The following is a 19,261-nucleotide window of genomic DNA, read 5'->3' as shown; positions in this document are numbered from 1 at the left end:
TGGCTCCTGTTAGCGGTTCCGTACATCGGCAGGATATCGCCGGCTCCGAGGGAGCGGGGCCGTCTTCCCCATCAATGGCCGGCTGCGGGACGAACTGTTGAACGAGACACTGTTCACGTCGCTGGCCCACGCCCGCATCGCGCTCAAATGCTGGCAGGCCGATTACAACGAGGCACGACCACACTCGCAGCTTGGATGGAGGACACCACCTGAGTTTGCCTTGATCTGCCACCCGCGCCGGGATCTGGCGCTGCGCTTTGCCGAGGGCTCCGCGCCAGCTCCCGTCGCTCCCACCGCCCAACCGGGTAAATCCAACAGCCAGGGCGAACTCAGGACTGGATAAAACTTGATGTGGTGGAACGGCCCGCTCCAACAGCATCGAAGTGCTAGAACGTGGTCGTTGTTCGAACGCCACAAAGGAGGGACCGTTCCAGTGAAACAGGTTAGCACCATCGGGCTGGATTTGGCCAAGCACGTTTTCCAGGCCCACGGCGCGGATGCCGAGGGCTCGCCGGTGTTCAACCGGAAGCTGCGACGCCGCGAAGTTCTGCGTTTTTCGAGAAGCTGCCGCGATGCCTGGTCGGGATGGAAGCCTGCGGTAGCGCCCACTATTGGGCGCGCGAGATCGCAGCTCTCGGTCACGAGGTGCGGCTCATTCTGCCGGCTTATGTCAAGCCGTTCGTCAAACGGAGTAAAACGGATGCGGCGGACGCGGAGGCCATCACCGAAGCGGTGACCCGCAAGACCATGCGTTTCGTGCCGATCAAGACGGCCGAGCAGCGGCTGCCGCAATGGTGCTGAAGACCCGCGCGCTTCTAGTCCGGCAGCGGACACAAGCGGTCAATGCCCTGCGCGCGCATCTGGCCGAATTGGGCATCATCACCACCGCCGGCCGCGCAAAGGTCGAGGCGCTGATCGCGATCGTGCGGGACGCAACGGATGCTCGCCTGCCCGCGGCAGCGCGCTTCGCTTTGATGGCTATTGCCGATGAGATCGAAGCCTCAGCCGACCAGATCGACAGGCTCGAGCGCGCAATCATCGTGGAAGCCAAGCGCGACGAGGACATGCGTCGATTGACCACGGTCCCCGGCGTCGGCGCTATTACAGCGGCGGCCATCAAGGCGCTTGTGCCCTATCCAGGCGGGTTCAAGTCGGCTCGCCACTTCGCCGCCTGGCTGGATTGACGGTCTCATTCAAGCGGAGGCAAAGAGCGGCTGGGGCGGATATCAAAGATGGGGAATCCGGAACTTCGCTCTCTCCTGGCAACAGCCGTCTTGCGGGTTGCCCGAAACGACGCGCTGAGACGGCCGTGGCTGAAGGCGTTACTCGCCAGACGGCCCTTCAAGGTTGCAGCGGTCGCGCAGGCCAACAAAACCGCGCGGATCATCTGGGCGCTTCTGAACAAGGGCGGGACGTACCGGCGTCCCGACCCACTAGCCGTTACCGCGGTCGTCGTCCGATGAATGCAGTGACCGCTCAAGAGATCTGACCGGCGCAGGCCGGCAGAGGGCAAGGTGCCACAACAGACGATGAACACATGGGACGACAATCCCGAAGCCGGGCCGACATGGTTCGCTATCCCGAGGCCTTTGTGGCGCGCATCAGGGAATTGGCCGTCAACCATTATGATGATGAAATCGTCGCCTTGCTGCGCGCCAAGGGGCAGATGAGCTCAACGGGGAGGCCGCACTCCCTGGAGACGATAAAATGGATACGTTACAAACACCGCATCCCGGCTCCACGACCGCCAGAAGGTCTCACCGTTCGTCAGGTCAGCAAGAGATATGCCGTCAGTCCGTCGGTCGTCTATTACTGGGTCAGTCGCGGCGTCGTTACCGCACGGCGGCGCAGGCCGAATACCCCCTATGCGATCACAATCGACGACGAGTCAGATCGACGCCTACGAGACTGGGTCGCCAACTCGGTCCGCCTCATTCCATCATCCCGAACGCAAACTGCATAAGGTGCACTATGCGCACGACATCGGCACCCCGAGAGGCCGCTTACCGCCATCGGCTTTGGGGATGTAGACCCGCCGCACCGGCTGTGGCCGGTAGCGACCAGTGTGGACCCGTGCGCAGAGATCGCGGATATTATCCGTGAGCTCTTCTTCGTACTTCACCACCGTTATCCCATCGACCCCCGCGCTGGCCGCCGCTTTTGTCGTCGAAACGCCCGAAGCAGAGCGTCCTCGTCGATGTGGTGCAGCAAGGCTGTGAACCGGATTTGGGCAGCCTGCTTGGCCGCCGCGTTCACCCGCTCGAGGTTCGGCGGCAAGGCAACCCGGCTCTGTGTCCGGCCCTGGCCTTCTCGCGCGGGCTCCTCTCGGGCCGGCCCGTTCCCTCCATACGTCTCGTTTCCTTCGACGACTTCACAGGTACTATGGACCAGTCCGACTCCCGACCTCAGCTCGGACCGCAGCTCTGGCAGTGCCTTGCCGCTGTCCCCCATTGGAGACCAATCCAATGGACCCGGTCGGGCCTCTCATGTTCCGATGATTACCTTCCATGCGTGATCCGGCCATCGACCCGATGGAGCGGCATCGTCTCGCATAGCGACGATGCTCGTGTTGCCTTCGTGACTAGGGAACACGCTCGGCCTCCGCGAACATCCACCTTTCGAGGCTCATTCCCGCACCCCGCATGGCTCCTGTCTACACTTCAGACCTCACGTTGCCGCGACGCCCGCAAGACTCGGTCCCGGCTTGCCCGCTTCGGCTTTGGCCGGATGGGACTTCCACCCACAAGCAATCATCAGCTTGGCATGACGTACTCCCCTGTGATGGTGTAGCTCGGTAGAGCAAAGCCGTCCGCACGCGCGCCCTCAAATAGCGCCGTAGCGGGCGGACGGCTTTGCGGTGGTCACCGGTAATTCGCCGGTAGGGTCGGGTTGCTGACACCGACCTGATTCGAGGAACCACCTATGACCGACGAGATGATGAACCTTCGCGCGCTCGTGGAGAAGGCCCCTGATGCCGACCTGCTGCGCGAGATGATTGGCTTTGCCGCCCAGCGGTTGATGGAGTTGGAGGTCGCCGGACTGACCGGCGCGGCCTACGGCGAGAAGAGCGCTGAGCGCCTGGCGCAGCGCAATGGCTACCGGGACCGGACCTGCGAGACGCGCGCCGGCGCGGTTGAGCTGCGCATCCCCAAGCTGCGCAAGGGAAGCTACTTCCCGGGCTTCCTGGAGCCGCGCCGCATGGCCGAGAAGGCGCTGACCGCCGTGATCCAGGAAGCCTACGTGCAGGGCGTCTCGACCCGTTCGGTGGACGACCTCGTGCAGGCCATGGGCATGAGCGGCATCGCCAAGAGTGAGCCGGCTCTGCGGTGAGATCGACGACAAGGTGAAGGCCTTCCTTGCCCGCCCGATCGAGGGCGACTGGCCCTATTTGTGGATCGACGCCACCTACCTGAAGGTGCGCCAGAATGGCCGCATTGTCTCGGTCGCGGTGATCGTCGCGGTGGGCGTCAACAGTGACGGCCGGCGCGAGATTCTCGGCATGGACATCGGCCCGTCCGAGGCCGAGACGTTCTGGACCGCGTTCTTGCGCAAGCTCGCCCGCCGCGGGTTGCGCGGCGTGAAACTGGTAATCTCGGATGCCCACAAAGGTATCAAGGCCGCTGTCGCCAACGTGCTCAACGCCACCTGGCAGCGCTGCCGTGTGCACTTCATGCGCAACGCCCTGGCGCATGCCGGCAAGAGCGGGCGGCGCGTCGTCTCCGCCTTCATCGCCACCGCCTTCGCCCAGGACGATGCCGAAGCGGCGAGGACGCAGTGGCGCAAGGTCGCCGACCAGCTCCGTCCCAAACTGCCCAAGCTCGCCGCCTTCATGGATGAAGCCGAACCCGATGTGCTCGCCTATGAGCTTCCCGGCTCAGCACCGCGCCAAGCTGCGCTCGACCAATCCGATCGAGCGCCTCAACGGCGAGATCAAGCGGCGGACCCAGGTCGTCGGCATCTTCCCCAATGAAGACGCCATCGTTCGCCTCGTCGGCGCGATCCTGCTCGAACAGAATGATGAATGGGCCGTCCAGCGCGCCCGCTACATGACACTGGAAACCATCGCGCCATTGAGCGATGATCCCATCGTCGGCTTGCCCGCTGTGGCAGGCTGATGCCTTCCGACCCGCCGGAGTATCGGCGGTGACCCGCCGTCAGTTACACCACGCCACGGGCCACGATCTCGTCAATTCCCGCACCTAGTCCGAAAGGTCTAATGCGGCCTAGCAAGCGCGAGGCGGACAATCCCGAAGACTCCGGAAGAGGGTTGTCGCCACAGCGGCATCAGGCGGATATGAAGCAAGGGAACGATACCCGCGCATTTTCGATTACGAGGCGGAAAAGTTGCCGTAGAGCGCCTCTCGCCGCGCTCCACCCCAAGGAACCTAACCGGAAGGCTGGAGGCGACGTCAAGGCCTTTTCCGCCGATCACTCAATGGGGTATAGCGGCTTATAACAAGGGCCCGCGTAGCGCGGCATTGACGGAAAGGGCGGGAGCGGCTTAAAGGTTCGGCTTGATCAAGAGGCGAACGGTTGGTCGTGCATACCGAAAAGCTACCTATATCCGGGCTATTACTATTGACCCCGAAAAAGCACGGCGACCCTCGCGGTTTTTTTTCGGAAACATTTCGGAACGACCTGTTCGCCGACCAGGTGAAAAGCCTCCCATCTTTCGTTCAGGACAATCACGTCTATTCCGCACAAAAAGGTGTGCTGCGCGGGTTGCATTTCCAGCTACCGCCGCATGCGCAAGGAAAGTTGGTCCGATGCATACGCGGCCGGATTCTCGACGTTGCGGTCGATATCCGCTTAGGATCACCCAGCTTCGGCCAGCACGTAGCTGTGGAACTTTCCGAACAAAACTGGAAGCAGTTGTGGATACCGGCCGGATTTGCTCACGGCTATATTACGCTCGAGGACCACTGCGAGGTTATATACAAGGTCACCGACTATTACGCACCCGAATGCGATCGCGGCCTCGCTTGGGACGACCCAGCGCTGAAGATCGATTGGCGGCTTCCTTTCGCCGAAATCACCCTGTCTGAGAAGGACAGGAAGCAGCCACGCTTGGCAGAAATCAGTCCGGCGTTTCATTATAGTTGAGGGGGTAAATGCGTGTAGTCGTTACAGGAGGCGCCGGCTTCATCGGTTCTGCGGTTTGCCGTCATTTCATCCTGGAGCTGGGATACGACGTCGTCATCCTCGACAAGCTCACCTACGCAGGCAACTTGGATTCTTTGAAGGCTGCGGCCTCACATGAACGGTATACCTTTGAGAAGCACGACATCTGCGACGCGGATGCGGTAAACGGCATCTTCGCCAAATATAGGCCTGATGCAGTGGTTCATTTGGCGGCGGAGAGCCATGTGGATCGTTCGATCTCCGGCTCCGACATCTTCGTCAAAACCAACGTGTTTGGTACTTTTACACTCCTTGAGGCTGCGCGGCGCTACGTAGCCTCGAACGGAGTCAAAGATTTTCGCTTCATTCATGTTTCGACTGACGAGGTCTATGGGTCGCTCGGTGATGCCGGGCTCTTCACGGAGACCACACCTTACGATCCGAGCTCTCCTTATTCAGCAACCAAAGCCGCCTCCGACCACCTCGCAAAGTCTTGGCATCGAACCTATGGGTTGCCCGTTATCGTTTCCAATTGCTCGAACAATTATGGCCCCTATCATTTCCCCGAAAAGCTGATCCCGCTGATGATCCTCAACGCGCTGGAGCAAAAGCCACTCCCTGTGTATGGGAACGGCTCGAATATTCGCGATTGGCTCTATGTGGAAGACCACGCCCGGGCACTCGGGTTGATCCTCGCGAAAGGCCGCCCTGGTGAGACATACAACATCGGCGGCAGAAACGAGCGCAAGAACATCGAGGTAGTGCATCAAGTTTGTAGTTGGATGGATAGGCTGAGGCCGCTGGCTCATTCTCATCACGAGCTCATCCAGTTTGTACCGGACCGCCCCGGTCATGATCAGCGATACGCCATCGACGCCTCCAAGCTCGAGCAGGAGCTCGGATGGCGAGCAAAGGAGACGTTTGAAACCGGGATCGAGAAGACGGTTCGTTGGTATCTGGCGAACAAGGATTGGTGGCAACCGCTCCGGGAAAAGGTTTATGGTGGCGAGCGGCTTGGTCTAATGAGGGCTTGACGCGCTATGAGGCTATTCGTCCTCGGTACGGAAGGCCAGGTTGCGCGATCGCTGCGCGAAGCTAGTACGCGGAGCCGGATCACACTTGGATTCGGCTTCCGACCAGATGTCGATCTGTTGCATCCAGAATCGATAGCCAACGCGATTAGGTGCTTCAGACCGGATGTGGTCATAAACCCTGCTGCTTATACCGCTGTCGACAAAGCGGAGGCTGAACCTCAAGTCGCTTTTGCCATCAACCGGGACGGAGCTCGCGCAGCTGCTGCTGCAGCACACGAGCTCAATGTTCCCATAATCCACCTCTCAACCGACTATGTATTCGATGGAAAAAAGGATTCGCCCTATTCGGAAGCCGATGCCGTAAATCCACAAGGTGTATACGGGCGCTCCAAGCTAGAGGGCGAAGAGGCAGTGGCAACAGCAAATCCCCGCCATGTGATCCTTCGAACCTCCTGGGTCTACGCTCCATTCGGGCAGAATTTCGTGCGTACGATGCTGCGGATCGGAGCGGAGCGAGACCACGTTCGGGTCGTCAATGACCAAATGGGCTGCCCAACCTACGCTCTGGACCTTGCAACTGCGATCCTAGAGATTGCGCAAAAGATGCAGGAGTGGCGTCAGGATTTCGTGGGTGTGACCCACATCGCCGGTACGGAAGCTATGACGTGGTATGAGTTTGCTTGCCATATCTTTGAGTGGTCCAAGCAACGTGGTGGCCCCTCCCCCATCGTCGAGCCGATCCTCACCTCCGCCTACCCAACCGCTGCCGTTCGACCTGCAAACTCCCGCTTGTCAACGGACCGATTAAAAAATGTGTTCGGGATCGATTTGCCACCGACCAATACGTCATTGGCTCATTGCCTAGACCGTCTTTTTGCAGAACGAGGTAACTGATGAAGGGCATTATTCTGGCTGGAGGGAGCGGCACCCGGCTATATCCTATGACCCTGGTCACGTCGAAGCAGCTCTTGCCGGTGTATGATAAGCCGATGATCTACTATCCCTTGACGACTCTCATGCTTGCGGGGATCCGCGAGATCTTGATCATCTCGACGCCGCACGACCTGCCGCTATTTCAAGCCTTGCTCGGGGACGGAGCGCAATGGGGAATATCCTTGTCGTACGCTCCGCAACCAAAACCGGAGGGGCTGGCACAGGCCTTCATCATCGGCGCCAAATTCGTTCATGGTAGCCAATCCGCCTTGATCCTGGGGGACAATATTTTCTTTGGCCACGGCCTTCCATCCCTTCTCGCAAGCGCGCGCGCTCGGACCAGCGGCGCCACTGTGTTCGCATATCGAGTCTTCGACCCAGAGCGGTACGGCGTGGTGGCGTTCGATGAGAGCGGAAAAGCTGAATCCATTGAGGAGAAGCCGAGACATCCTAAATCAAACTTTGCCGTCACGGGGCTGTACTTCTATGATACGCAGGTTGTGGATTTGGCATCCCAAATCCGGCCTTCGGCAAGAGGCGAACTAGAGATCACGGATCTTAATAGAGCTTACCTTGAGCGCGGCCAACTTGCGGTGGAGCGTATGGGCCGCGGTTATACGTGGCTTGACACAGGGACACCAGACAGCCTGTTGACTGCCGCGGAATTCGTGGCAACCTTGGAGAGGCGACAAGGGCTCAAGATAGCGTGTCCAGAGGAGATCGCGTTTGGACAGGGCTTTATCAACAGAGAACAGCTTGCTCGTTTAGGTGGGGCCCTCGGGAAGAGCGATTACGCGCGTTATGTTAGTAGCATTGCCGAAGGACAAAACTGAGGGGAGGCAGATATAGCCTGACCTCTTGGGAGAAATGTGCTTGACCCGCCTCTGCAGACTTGGTCCTAGCAGAGGTCCATGGACGCTGGGCCGCTGAGCCCTTTTCCAGCCAGCGAATTCACGCTTCGACAATTTTTGAAATTTTAAACGACTTTGCAAACGCGTCGCCGGACTTGTGCCACGACGAAATGATTGTTGGGGAGCTAGTGTCACAATGAAACAAGCCTACCTTCGGCAGGAACAGGAACAAGCGCGGAACGAAGAGCCAGAAATGGATCCAACCTTTCTTGCTTTGTCCGGGCTACCCAAAACACAAAAAAAGAAGATTGTGTTGAAGGATGACTCTCGGCTTATCGCTTTTTATCTTCCACAGTACCACCAAATTCCTGAAAACTCGGAGTGGTGGGGCCCCGGTTTTACGGAATGGACTAACGTGGCTCGGGCCAAGCCAAATTTTTCCGACCACCATCAGCCCAACATCCCGAGGGAGCTTGGGTTCTACGATCTTACTCATCCAGACACCATGCGGAAGCAGGTAGAACTCGCTAAAGCGTATGGGCTGCATGGGCTGTGTTTCTATTACTATTGGTTTAGCGGTCGACGAGTCTTGGAGAGGCCAATTGAGATATTCGAGAAGGGAGATTTTGATCTCGACTACTGCTTCTGTTGGGCCAATGAAAATTGGACACGCGCCTGGGACGGTGACACGAAGAGCATCCTGCTCGAGCAAAAATACGACGATAATGACGCTGAAGCCTTCATATCGTCGATCATAGGGAGCCTTCGCAACGATCGTTACATCAAGATCGGTGGGTGTCCTCTCCTGCTTGTCTACCGGGCCAAGGATATACCTGAGCCAACTCGTTGGTTCAGGATTTGGCGCGACCGGGCTCGAAAAGAAGGATTTCCGGGGCTGCATATTGCGGTCGTCGATTTCTACGATATCACCACGCCGGACGAGGTCGGCGCGGATTCTCTTGTGGAGTTTCCTCCTCACAAGTTCAATTTTCCTCAAAATAGGCCGGACACAATTCCCGCTTTCACGAATCCGAAGTTCTCCGGGGGAGTGCTGGACTACATAAAGGTAATCTTGCAGAGCGTGAACCGGAAGCCGCCCAACTACAAACTCTTTCGAGGGATTATACCGGCGTGGGACAACACCCCGCGGCGCCAAGATACGTCAACCATTATCATTAACTCGCGACCGGATCTCTATGGCGCATGGCTTGCGTATTTGAGGGCATATAGCCGAATAGTCCACCCTGACCAGGAAAATCGCTTTATTTTCATCAACGCTTGGAATGAGTGGGGCGAAGGGTGTTATGTAGAACCCGATTTGCGCTGGGGGCTGGCCTATTTGGAGGAGACTTATCGGTCCGCATTCTACGAAGGCAGCAGCGGCGCGACTGACGAACTCGAATTCTCTCGCGGAGCGCTTGTCAAAAGGATTTCAGAAATATTGGCCACTAACGCCTTGTCCCCTTCAGATCGCGCCGCAGATGCTATTCAAAAGGAGCTGTCGGACTATCGGACGCCTCATCCCTTCGTATGGAGAGTCGCGGCCGTGCTGGTGGGATGGCGAACCGTCCACAGAATCGCGAAGTTTATTTTCAAGAAAACCTATCGTCTCTGGGCGATCAAATGAAACGTATCGCGATTGTAGCTCACTTTGATCCGAATAATATTGTCGAAGACAATTTTCGAGAATTACTTGTCTGTCTCGAAATATTTTTTGACGAATTAATTTTGGTTACTACAAGCAACCTTACAGAAGACGATTTCTCAGGCTTTAGCAAGCTAAGGCTAATAACAAGGCCCAATGTAGGATATGATTTTTACAGTTATAAGGTCGGACTACATTGCGCTCGACAGCATGCTGATATTGGCTGCGTATTGCTAGTTAATTCGAGTTTTTGCATCCTTGACCCGGAACGCTTTGAACAGACGCTGCGCGATGCTCTGCGGCTTCGCGAGAAGTACAACGTTGTAGGATTAACATCTTCGCGACAGTCGGATTGGCATATTCAATCCTATTTCTTGCTTATCGATCGCAAAGTGTTTTTGTCAGATTGGTTTAAGGACTTCTTTGACAAAGTGCGTCCCTTAAACAGGAAGGAAGAAATAATAATTGCATACGAAGTTGGCCTGTCAAAAGCATTTACCGAGCACAAGGCAACGACAACGCTGTTGTTTCAACCCTCTGCTCAGGAGTTGTGGCGAGCCCAAATGGCATGGCTCAAGAGGCTCGTCCTAACGGATGGGTTAAGTGTGGTTCTGAGGACGGGAATCGTCAACTGCGTGAAGCAGATAAACTTGTCGCACTTCGCAGCAGAACCGATTGCTTGTAAGTTCGGTTTCGCCAAGACGGAAGTTTTAAGACACAACCCCCACCAAATAAATCTGGACTTTCTTTCAAAGCTTGAAGGAAAGAGGAGAAAAGATATCGAAAACATGCTGGCCCGCTCAAGGCCGCATTACGACAGTGGCGGTGACAAGGGCTGGGCATCTACCCCCTTGCCTCATATAAGATATGCAGTGTGGAATCCTGGAGCCTCTCGCGCTCGCTTAGCGGTTGTCGTACATCTTTATTATGCAGACCTTGCTGGTCAGATCTGCTCGTATCTTCAGAATATTCTCGACCCATTCGATATCTATGTTACGACACCATTCGAAGGTGATATTCCGGCGATATTCGATGTTTTTGGAGCAGTTGCACAGAGCGTCACGATAGCGCTGTGCGAGAATCGCGGAAGGGATATTGGCCCGTTCCTCTCCCTCTACCGGAGCGGCGCGTTTGATCAATATGACGCCGTGCTAAAAATCCATTCGAAGAAAAGCAAGTACAGTGCGCAGGGCTCTTCCTGGCGCAACCAGCTGTTCTCATCTCTGGTTGGCGATTCTTTTGTTGTGAAGAAAATTCTAAAGCTCCTTGATCGAGATGATGTCGGCATCGTCGGTCCCCACGGCAGTTACCTAACCCACGATCAATTCTGGGGCGCGAACCGCAGCAAGGTAAACCACTTGATACAATCGGCGCTAGAGGAACAAGGAGAATCCGAACTCGGCTTTTTTGCTGGATCAATGTTTTGGTTCAAGCCGGCCGCCCTTGCACCTCTCAGGTCCATGCCAGAGGGGCACCTTCATTTCGAGGCAGAACAGGGGTTGCAAGATGGTACCCTTGCGCACGCGCTCGAACGCGTCTTTTGTCTAATTGCAAGAAAGATCGGTTATCGAACCACCACTGTGTGGCTGGAAGGCAAGGAAATTCACGATACAAACACACAGTCTAACCGCGTGCCTGTTCTGTAGGTTGCGTTGTGGAGAAGATCGACTGAGACTGGCTCCATCGCAAGATCGTTGCGCTTGATATGATAGCGACATAGGTTGACCTGCCGCCGCAGCCTCTTTCTCGTCGGGCCGCTGCTGCTCACGCGCTCACGCTCACGAGCGATCGCTCCAAGAAGTAGTCGTCCGTTAAGAAGCCCATTTGAGCGCGGTTGGGGCGGCGAGCAGTCGCATCAAGGCGTTCAAGATCAAGCGTAGCAGAAGGCTAAGCCAGGCGAGGACGAGGCGGAGATTGTGGCCGACGGCAGAGAGGATGACGTTGGCCGCATCGCCCTCGCGGCCCTTGAGATAGCAGCGGCCGAGTTGACCGTCGGTCTTCATGTGTCCGATCACGGGCTCGATGGCTGAGCGGCGCTTGAGCTCGCGTTTGATTGCGCCGAAGACGCCCCGCTTCTGGCCGGAGATGAAGACGCGGCGCGGGTTTTCGGTTTTGTGGCCGCGATAGCCCTTGTCGACATAGCCGCGCTCGATCGCGCAACCGGTGAGCTTCTCGGTGGCCTCGATGACGTCACCGAGCGTGTGGCCGTCATATGGGTTGCCCGGCAGCGCCTGGGCGTGCAGCACAAACTGGCCGCCCGGAGCGCGGGCGTTAGTGGTCACGATCGAGGCTTTGACGCCGAACTCATAAGGCGCCGAGGCCTTGCCCTTGCCGATGCATTCGACCTCGGGCGCGTGGAAGGAATAGAGCTTCCAGCCACGCTGGCGCTGCTCCTGGGAGCGGATTTGCGCGGCGCGCAAAAGCGCCTGCTCGAAGGCAGCCTCAAGCTCCGACTGACCTCCGATCTTACGGCGGATGTCGCGGATAAGCCGGCCGAGCCAGGTTCGCAAGCTGCGCAACTGCCGACGATGGCGCTTGAACTGCTTGGCGTGGGCATAGCGCCCGGCCATCATCGCCGCCCGCTTGGCGATACGCAGATAGGACTGCCGCAGCCGCACGCCGTGCGCGCGTGCCAGCCGATTGAGGCCCTTGATCGCCGCATGGACGAGCTTGGCGTCGGTCGGGAAGGTGATGGCCTTGGGCTGAACGGTGGTGTCCACCGTCACCCGCTTCAGATCGCGCGTCCGCAACGCGCCAGTCTCATGCGCTACCCTCAGGCTCTCGGCCAGCAACAGCTCCAGTTTGCTACCAAGCCGCTTGCGCCAATGGCTGAGGCCGGAACGCTCGTGCGGGAACTCATGCTGGAAAAATCCAAAGCCGGTGAAGTGCTGGAAATACGGGTCGTAGACCCAGCGCTCGCAGACGCCTTCGTCGGACAAGCCGTAGATGTGCTTGAGCAGCAGCAGCCCGATCAGGAAGCGGCTCGCCACGCCCGGCCGGCCCTTGTCGCTGTAGAGCGGTGCGATCTCGCGATCGATCCAATCCCAGTCGATCTTGGCGCCGAGCTGCACCAGCTCGTGCTTCAGATTGATGATCTGATCCAGCCTGGCGCGAAACAGATCGCCTTCCGCTGTCGGTTCCGACTTTTTCGGTCGCATCGGTCCCCTCCGCTGCGACCACAGAATCATGCCCGGCGATTCGAGGGAATCTCGAAAACGAAATTGCAAGCTTTCGAGGCCTCAACCCTCGAAAGCTTGCAATCTCAAAACCGCAACCGGCGCCAAAAACCGATTCCCGCTCAACGGCCTCGGCTCATTTTCACGGACGACGAAGTAAGTATCTTATTGCCGATATCACATTTTTCCCGCGGCTACCGCGACCAGGAGGCTAATATTGCCCATAAGGGTCTGTCGATATACTCCGGACTGAATGAAATACCAAAGGCGCTGAGGAAGCCATTTGGCAAGACGCATTTTGCTGAAATTTTCTAGGATCTTCCTGTTCTCACCCGTAATTTCAGCTCCCAAGGCTTCTAGCGCCCTCAAATTGAAGTCGTTCCACTGCTCCCACTGTCCCTGGGTGAGCATTTTTACTCGCTTTATGCGAGCCCGAAGTCCCAAATTCGATCCGACCAAGTTGTCGCTGTGCTGGCGGTACTTTAGTGAAGGGCTGCTGTCGTAAAATATGACACCGCCGGTCGCCGCGACCACTTGATAGGCGAGCCAGTCATGAAGAAGCGCATCCGTGTCTCCGGTTTTTTTGAGAAGCTCGCGCGCGCGCTTGTTGAAAACCATTGTATTGCCGCCGGCGATACTTTGCACGAGTGCATTTTGGAAGCTTGGACGCTTGGTGAAGCGTGGAGAGTAGCCCCGATGCCGCGCGTCGCTCCCGACAAGCTCAGTTCGCGAACAGTAGAGTCCGGCGCAACCGTCTGGTACTGTTCGAAGCAGCCTTATGGCTCGCTCCATTTTGTCAGCGTACCAAATATCGTCTTGATCACTAAAAGCGAAATAATCACCGGCAATCGTGTCCTCTCGGACTAACGACATAAAGTTCTTGCAGAATCCTCGCTGCGGTCCGGGTCGCAATGTTACGGTGTTTGAAATCTGGTCCGCAAATTGCCGGACGATATCAACCGTTCCGTCTGCGGAACCGTCATCGGACACGTTTAGCGACCAATTCTGATGAGTCTGATTTGCGAACGATCGGAGTTGATCAGCAAGGAAACGTTCCCCGTCCTTGACCGCAAGAAGTATGGCCACGTGGCAACTTGACGGGTAAGACAAAGCTAGCTCGCTTCGCGAATGAATATTGGCTGTTCAACCGATACGATCGCTCCTTTCCGACGGAACAATGGAGCCTTGACCTAGCTTTTGTCCCAAGAAAGAGGTTGTCAACCCCTTTGCAATTGCAGGCAGATCGGACTAAAGGTGCCTCGCACCAGTCGAGTTCCTCTATGCAATCACAGCTTTCGCTGCATCCGCCCGCCACCTTGCGACGTACTCGGGGCACCACCAGCCTTACTTACGGGTTCAAGAGCGCTTGGGCGGATGTGATCGAAGGCGTGAAGCTTTGGCCGCTTTGGGGCACTCTTGGTTGGAACGAAATTCTTCAACGTTACCGGCGATCGATACTTGGGCCGTTCTGGTTGACGACCAGCATGGCTATCATGGTGATAGCGTTGGGCGTTGTATATGCTGAGTTGTTTCAGCAGAAGATCGACGACTTCATTCCGTTCTTTTGCGTGGGAATCTTGGTCTGGACTTTGATTTCCAGTTATCTGACGGAAAGCGGAACCCTCTTCACCGGATCGGAATCTTACATCAAACAGATCAGCCTACCCTTTTCCGTCTACGTATTTCGCTCCGGATGGGCCAAGTTGATCATCTTTGCCCACAATTTTGTAATTTACTTCGGTGTTCTCGTCTATTTCAGGATATGGCCAGGATCGGTTGCGCTTCTCGCCGTCCCTGGCCTGCTCTTGGTTGTACTGAATGGCGCGTTTGCAACTCTGACCATTGGAATGATTTCTGCGCGGTTTCGGGATATCCCGCAACTCATCAATTCGGTTGTTCAAATTCTCTTCTTTCTAACACCCGTATTTTGGAAGCCCGCCTCGTTAAGGGGGCATGCGTATATCACCAACTATAATCCCTTCTTTCATCTGCTACAGATCGTACGAGCGCCCCTGCTTGGAGAACTACCGACGGCGGCGAACTACATGGCAGTTGTTGTCATCACAATCCTGAATGCTGCGCTAGCGCTTTATCTGTTCAGCCGCTTCCGTGGACGCATCGCATATTGGATTTGAACGTGAGCATCCAGCTAATCCAAGACCCGCTGCTCAGGTTGGAAAATGTGAGCGTCTCGTTTCCAATCTATCAAACGGGATCCCGCTCGTTAAAGAAACACCTCCTATTCCGCGGCACGGGTGGCCAAATAGCAACAGACGCCAATCACCGCATCGTGGTGGAAGCGCTCAGAAGCGTTTCGTTGAACATCAGGGCCGGAGATCGCGTGGCATTGATTGGAAACAATGGCGCGGGTAAGACGACGTTGCTACGCGTAATGGCCGGAGTCTACCAGCCCTCCGCGGGAGAGGTCCTTACGTACGGCCGAATCTCTCCTTTGTTTGATATCTCCCTCGGTATCGATGCTGAATTGAGCGGCTATGACAATATCCGATTGCGCGGCATGTTCCTTGGGCTGAGCCGCCGAGAGATCGACACCTATCTGCCTGATATTGTCGAATTCACCGAACTCGGTGATTACCTCAATATTCCAGTACGCACTTACTCCAGTGGCATGATGACCCGGCTTACCTTTGCCGTTGCGACGTGCTTTTCGCCCGAGATCCTGCTGATGGATGAGTGGATCATGGCAGGGGATGCGAGCTTCCTGGCCAAAGCACAGCACCGGGTTGAGCGCTTCGTAGAACGCGCAAGCATTTTGGTTCTCGCCTCCCACAGCGCCGAAATTTGCCGACAGTGGTGCACCAAGGCCATATGGATGGAGCGTGGCCAGATACGAGCGGTTGGCGACATCGAAGCCGTGCTGGCCGCTTACTCCGAAAACGTCAACGCAGCCGCGTAACGGCTACATTCGCCCGAAAAATAGCCCCGATATAACTGCCCACCCAGGCGCGGCGACTTTACCGAGCAATACCGGCCTCAACAAATGCGCGGCAGAGGGCGCCGCTTTTGACAATGAGGCTGTGGAAGCCATTTTGCGGCTCATCTCTGTCAGTATGCGTAAGCACTAGAGCGGTTCACAGCTTAATTGAATCGGGAGGGATTCCGGTTTTGGGGCGAATGTGATTCAAGATGCTGGCTGGGACTGGAGGCCAGCATCCGATGGTTCGACCAATTTCCAATGACCTGCGTAAGCGTGTTGTTGCGGCGGTTGCGAAGGGTGAGAGCTGTCGTTCGGTCGCAGCGAGGTTTGGCGTTGCGGTGTCGTCCGTGGTGAAGTGGTCGCAGCGTCATCGCCAGACCGGCTCGGTAGCGCCTGGCAAGATAGGCGGCCACCGTAAGCCGGTGCTTGAACCGCATCGCGCCTTCATCAGGGAACGGATTAGCCAGACGCCGCATTTGACGCTGCATGCCTTGAAGGACGAACTCGCCGCGCGAGGGGTTAAGGTCTCCCACAATGCAGTTTGGCTGTTTCTGCGCCGCGAAGGGCTGCGGTTCAAAAAAAACGCTGCTCGCCCTCGAGCGGGCTCGCTCCGACGTCGCACGTAGACGCCAGCGCTGGCGCTCATGGCAGGCCAAGCTCGACCCTCGGCGCCTGGTCTTTATCGACGAGACCTGGATCAAGACCAACATGGCCCCATTGCGCGGATGGGGGCCAAAAGGCGCGCGGGTGCGGAGCTTCACGCCACATGGCCACTGGCGCACCCTGACTTTTGTCGGCGCCTTGCGCTGCGACCGCCTCACCGCACCTTGCTTGTTCGACGGCCCAATCAACGGCGAATGTTTCCGTGCCTATGTTCAGCAGCTTCTCGTCCCCCAGCTCCGGCCAGGCGACATCGTCATCATGGACAATCTCGGCAGCCACAAGTCGGCGGCCCTGCGCCGCCTGATCAAAGCCGCCGGCGCAAGGCTCTGGTATCTGCCGCCATACTCGCCGGACCTCAATCCGATCGAACAGACCTTCGCCAAGATCAAGCATTGGATGCGCACCGCCCAAAAGCGCACCATCGACGAGATTTGCCGCCATATCGGCAGCCTCGTCACAACCATCCAGCCCAACGAATGCAGCAACTACTTCGAAAACGCCGGATACGCTTCTATCAAAACGTGAAACGCTCTAGATTCGTCCAAAGATAGCCCCAAGGTACATGGCTGCCGTCTCAGAAGCATTCTGACGGTACACTCCAGATCTGCTTAGCAGATACAGCCGTCGGATCAATCTGCTCCGTCGTGCCAGCGAAAAATCGTCGAACGTCGAGCGGGCGGAAGGAGACAACAAGTCCTTGACCGTGCAAAGCGCGCGAAAGTTCACGTCATTCCAATGCTTCCAGCGGCCACTTGCAAAAGCGAATGTGCGTTTCACCCGGGCACGCACGCCTCTATTCGAGCCAATGAGATTACGCCGGTGCTGACGGTATTTCAGCGATGGCACCGGATCGTAGAAAGCACGCCCTCCAGCCCCGGTTACGAGCTGATACGTCCACCAATCGTGCGCTATCAGCTTTATGGATTTGGGTGTTTCTGCAAGCAACGCCATCGCCGGCCTATTCGCGACCATGGTGTTTCCGCCCCCGATATTCTGCACCAGAGCATTTTGAAACGTGGGCGACCGGCGGAACAAGGGGGATAAACCAATTTGCTTACCGCTTTCGTCCACAAGCTCCGTTCGCGAAAAATAAAGACCCGGTTCTCGTTGCCCAACATTGCTCAGCCATTTGGCCGCTCTTTCCAACTTGTCAGGTAACCAAATGTCATCCTGATCGCAGAATGCAAATAGGGCGCCTTCTGCTTGATCCACCTGTTTCGCGAGCCACAGAAAGTTTCGCCAGAACCCCTGTTGAGGTCCTTTGATTACGGTGACCCGCTGCGATATAGCTTGTGAGAATTGGTGGACGATCTGGATTGTTCGGTCCGTAGAACCGTCGTCGGAAACAATCAGTTCCCAGTTTGCGTGCGTTTGTGAGGCCAACGACTGAAGCTGCTCCTCGATGTGCTTCGCTCCGTTGTATGTCGCCATCAAGACGACGATCTTCTGGCCCTGAGCTCCCATGTCCAACCGCAATCTCATATACCGGTGGAAAAGCTTGCAAGGTGCATTATACACTCTGGCTGAGCCCCTTTCCGGTTGATGCTCCGATACCCGCTCGTATTTCGCCGTAACATGTCCCAGCTTAGCAAGACTGAAAAGCGCCTCAGCATCCTGATCGGCCTTCAGATTGGGGTTTGCTGCATTTCACTCGTCATAGTCGCCGCGGGCGTGCTGCGAAGTATTGACCATTACCTCTTTCACATTCAGTTCCGTCTTGATGCTCTATGGATTGCATTTCTGGCAGTCGCTGCGTTCTCTACCACTGGCGGCATCCTATTCGTCTTTTGCAGATTCTCGTTCGGCTATTTTGTTGGGTTCTATTTTTTCAGCATGATTTTGAGCTTCCTCTGGCTCACCTGCTTCAGCGATCTTCCTTACAACCATCTGTTGGCTGGGTGCTCAGCGGCGATCTCTTTTATAATATTCTTACTTCCTGCGCTGCTCCTGAGCGCGCCGCTCAAATACTCGCCGGAGCTTTCGATCGCGAACTTTGATCGAATCATATCTCTGATCATCTGTTTGGTAGCGGTAGTCGTTCTATCGGGCACTTATTACAGTTTCGCCTTTCCTGTGGGCGACCTCGCCAGTGCGCGTGAGGGAGTTGTGATGCCGGCCCCAATCCGCTATCTGGTCTGGACCAGCTCTAGCGCGCTTCTGCCATTTGCCTTTGCGTACTGCCTTGCCCGGCGATGGTACCGACGTTTGATCGTCGTGGTGGTGCTTCAGCTCTTGCTCTTTCCTGTTACCGTTACCAAGACGGCTTTGTTTGCTCCGTTTTGGCTCGCTTTTCTGCATCTGCTGTCGAGATTAACAACGGCAAGAAGCGCCGTCATCCTATCCCTGCTCCTGCCTATGTCGTTCGTTCTTCTTCTGCTGCCCTTTGGGCCTGTCGCGGATCTGCTATTTTCAACTCTAAATTTTAGAATGGTCGCAATTCCGGCGCTCGCTTTAGACATCTACAACGATTTCTTTTCGCGTAATCAGCTTACTCTTTTTTGTCAGATTTCAATCCTAAAGCCGCTATTAGCTTGCCCCTATCATGATCAGCTCTCGATCATTATGCAGAACCAATATCACCTCGGCTATTTCAATGCGTCTCTGTTCGCAACGGAAGGCATCGCATCAGTCGGCGCGTGGCTCGCTCCCCTGTCCGCATTGCTTTGTGGCATTGTTGTTTCTGTTGGAAATCGGGTTTCGGCTGGCTTGCCACCCAGCTTCGTCTTGGTTTCAGCCGGTGTACTAGTTCAAGTTTTGCTAAACGTCCCGATTACTGTGGCTACTGTGACGCACGGCGCTGTGCTCCTTTGTCTAATGTGGTATTTCACACCGCGAGCAATTTTCGTCCGCACGGAAAATATCCGCTGATCGCTCGCGAACCGCGGATCCTGCACTGACCA

Annotated in this window: 14 protein-coding genes and 3 pseudogenes; 14 read left to right on the top strand and 3 right to left on the bottom strand. The window is 56.4% G+C overall.

Features of this window, described 5'->3' with window-relative positions:
- Positions 1-73: 73 nt before the first annotated feature.
- The 10 genes and pseudogenes from P6U23_RS10765 to P6U23_RS10720 all read left to right on the top strand — a co-directional run.
- Positions 74-343: pseudogene (locus tag P6U23_RS10765) on the top strand (transposase); the annotation flags it as partial.
- Positions 344-433: 90 nt separating this feature from the next.
- Positions 434-1,463 (top strand): annotated as a pseudogene (locus tag P6U23_RS10760) (IS110 family transposase).
- A gap of 74 nt (positions 1,464-1,537) precedes the next feature.
- Entirely contained in the window at positions 1,538-1,963 is a 426-nt protein-coding gene (locus P6U23_RS10755) for a hypothetical protein (protein ID WP_407179656.1), read from the top strand.
- A gap of 959 nt (positions 1,964-2,922) precedes the next feature.
- Positions 2,923-4,115: pseudogene (locus P6U23_RS10750) on the top strand (IS256 family transposase).
- Positions 4,116-4,539: 424 nt separating this feature from the next.
- Entirely contained in the window at positions 4,540-5,103 is a 564-nt protein-coding gene (rfbC, locus tag P6U23_RS10745; RefSeq protein ID WP_407181407.1) for a dTDP-4-dehydrorhamnose 3,5-epimerase, read from the top strand.
- Positions 5,104-5,111: 8 nt separating this feature from the next.
- The gene (rfbB, locus tag P6U23_RS10740) at positions 5,112-6,155 is read left to right on the top strand and encodes a dTDP-glucose 4,6-dehydratase (protein ID WP_407179654.1); all 1,044 of its coding nucleotides are present in this window, start codon (positions 5,112-5,114) and stop codon (positions 6,153-6,155) included.
- A 6-nt stretch (positions 6,156-6,161) separates the two neighbouring features.
- Entirely contained in the window at positions 6,162-7,049 is an 888-nt protein-coding gene (gene rfbD / locus P6U23_RS10735; protein ID WP_407179653.1) for a dTDP-4-dehydrorhamnose reductase, read from the top strand.
- On the top strand, positions 7,049-7,921 hold the full coding sequence (gene rfbA, locus P6U23_RS10730) for a glucose-1-phosphate thymidylyltransferase RfbA (protein WP_407179651.1): 873 nt from the start codon (positions 7,049-7,051) through the stop codon (positions 7,919-7,921). Before rfbD ends, rfbA begins: the two co-directional genes overlap by 1 nt.
- Positions 7,922-8,135: 214 nt before the next feature.
- Positions 8,136-9,566, top strand: coding sequence for a glycoside hydrolase family 99-like domain-containing protein (locus P6U23_RS10725; RefSeq protein WP_407179649.1), 1,431 nt, complete (start codon positions 8,136-8,138; stop codon positions 9,564-9,566).
- The gene (locus P6U23_RS10720) at positions 9,563-11,230 is read left to right on the top strand and encodes a rhamnan synthesis F family protein (RefSeq protein ID WP_407179648.1); all 1,668 of its coding nucleotides are present in this window, start codon (positions 9,563-9,565) and stop codon (positions 11,228-11,230) included. The genes P6U23_RS10725 and P6U23_RS10720 overlap by 4 nt, the downstream gene beginning before the upstream one ends.
- A 165-nt stretch (positions 11,231-11,395) precedes the next feature.
- On the opposite strand, the gene P6U23_RS10715 is transcribed toward P6U23_RS10720, so the two are convergent.
- Positions 11,396-12,742, bottom strand: a complete 1,347-nt coding sequence (locus P6U23_RS10715) for an IS5 family transposase (RefSeq protein WP_407179646.1) — start codon at positions 12,740-12,742, stop codon at positions 11,396-11,398.
- Between the two features lie 195 nt (positions 12,743-12,937).
- Positions 12,938-13,846 (bottom strand): glycosyltransferase family 2 protein, encoded by a 909-nt coding sequence (locus P6U23_RS10710; RefSeq protein ID WP_407179645.1) that lies wholly within the window; start codon positions 13,844-13,846, stop codon positions 12,938-12,940.
- 194 nt (positions 13,847-14,040) lie between these two features.
- On the opposite strand from P6U23_RS10710, the gene P6U23_RS10705 reads away from it, so the two are divergent.
- From P6U23_RS10705 to P6U23_RS10695, 3 genes are all read left to right on the top strand, one after another.
- Positions 14,041-14,895, top strand: a complete 855-nt coding sequence (locus tag P6U23_RS10705) for an ABC transporter permease (RefSeq protein ID WP_407179643.1) — start codon at positions 14,041-14,043, stop codon at positions 14,893-14,895.
- Between the two features lie 2 nt (positions 14,896-14,897).
- The gene (locus P6U23_RS10700) at positions 14,898-15,677 is read left to right on the top strand and encodes an ABC transporter ATP-binding protein (RefSeq protein ID WP_407179641.1); all 780 of its coding nucleotides are present in this window, start codon (positions 14,898-14,900) and stop codon (positions 15,675-15,677) included.
- A 260-nt stretch (positions 15,678-15,937) separates the two neighbouring features.
- Positions 15,938-16,886, top strand: a protein-coding gene (locus P6U23_RS10695; protein ID WP_407179640.1) for an IS630 family transposase whose coding sequence is annotated in 2 segments (ribosomal slippage) — positions 15,938-16,273 and positions 16,275-16,886 — 948 coding nt in all. Because the reading frame shifts where the segments join, the coding sequence is not laid out codon by codon here.
- Between the two features lie 6 nt (positions 16,887-16,892).
- Here the strand turns inward: P6U23_RS10695 and P6U23_RS10690 are convergent.
- Positions 16,893-17,825 carry a glycosyltransferase family 2 protein gene (locus P6U23_RS10690; protein ID WP_407181406.1) on the bottom strand — a complete coding sequence of 311 codons (933 nt, stop codon included), beginning with the start codon at positions 17,823-17,825 and terminating at the stop codon, positions 16,893-16,895.
- A 111-nt stretch (positions 17,826-17,936) separates the two neighbouring features.
- Here P6U23_RS10690 and P6U23_RS10685 point away from each other — a divergent pair, with 111 nt between their 5' ends.
- Complete coding sequence (locus P6U23_RS10685; RefSeq protein ID WP_407179638.1) at positions 17,937-19,229, top strand: hypothetical protein; 1,293 nt, start codon at positions 17,937-17,939, stop codon at positions 19,227-19,229.
- Positions 19,230-19,261 lie beyond the last annotated feature (32 nt).

Origin of the sequence: Bradyrhizobium sp. STM 3562, assembly GCF_045571435.1 — a bacterium.
In the GTDB taxonomy this organism is placed as follows: domain Bacteria; phylum Pseudomonadota; class Alphaproteobacteria; order Rhizobiales; family Xanthobacteraceae; genus Bradyrhizobium.
This window is presented reverse-complemented; position numbering and strand designations above follow the sequence as displayed.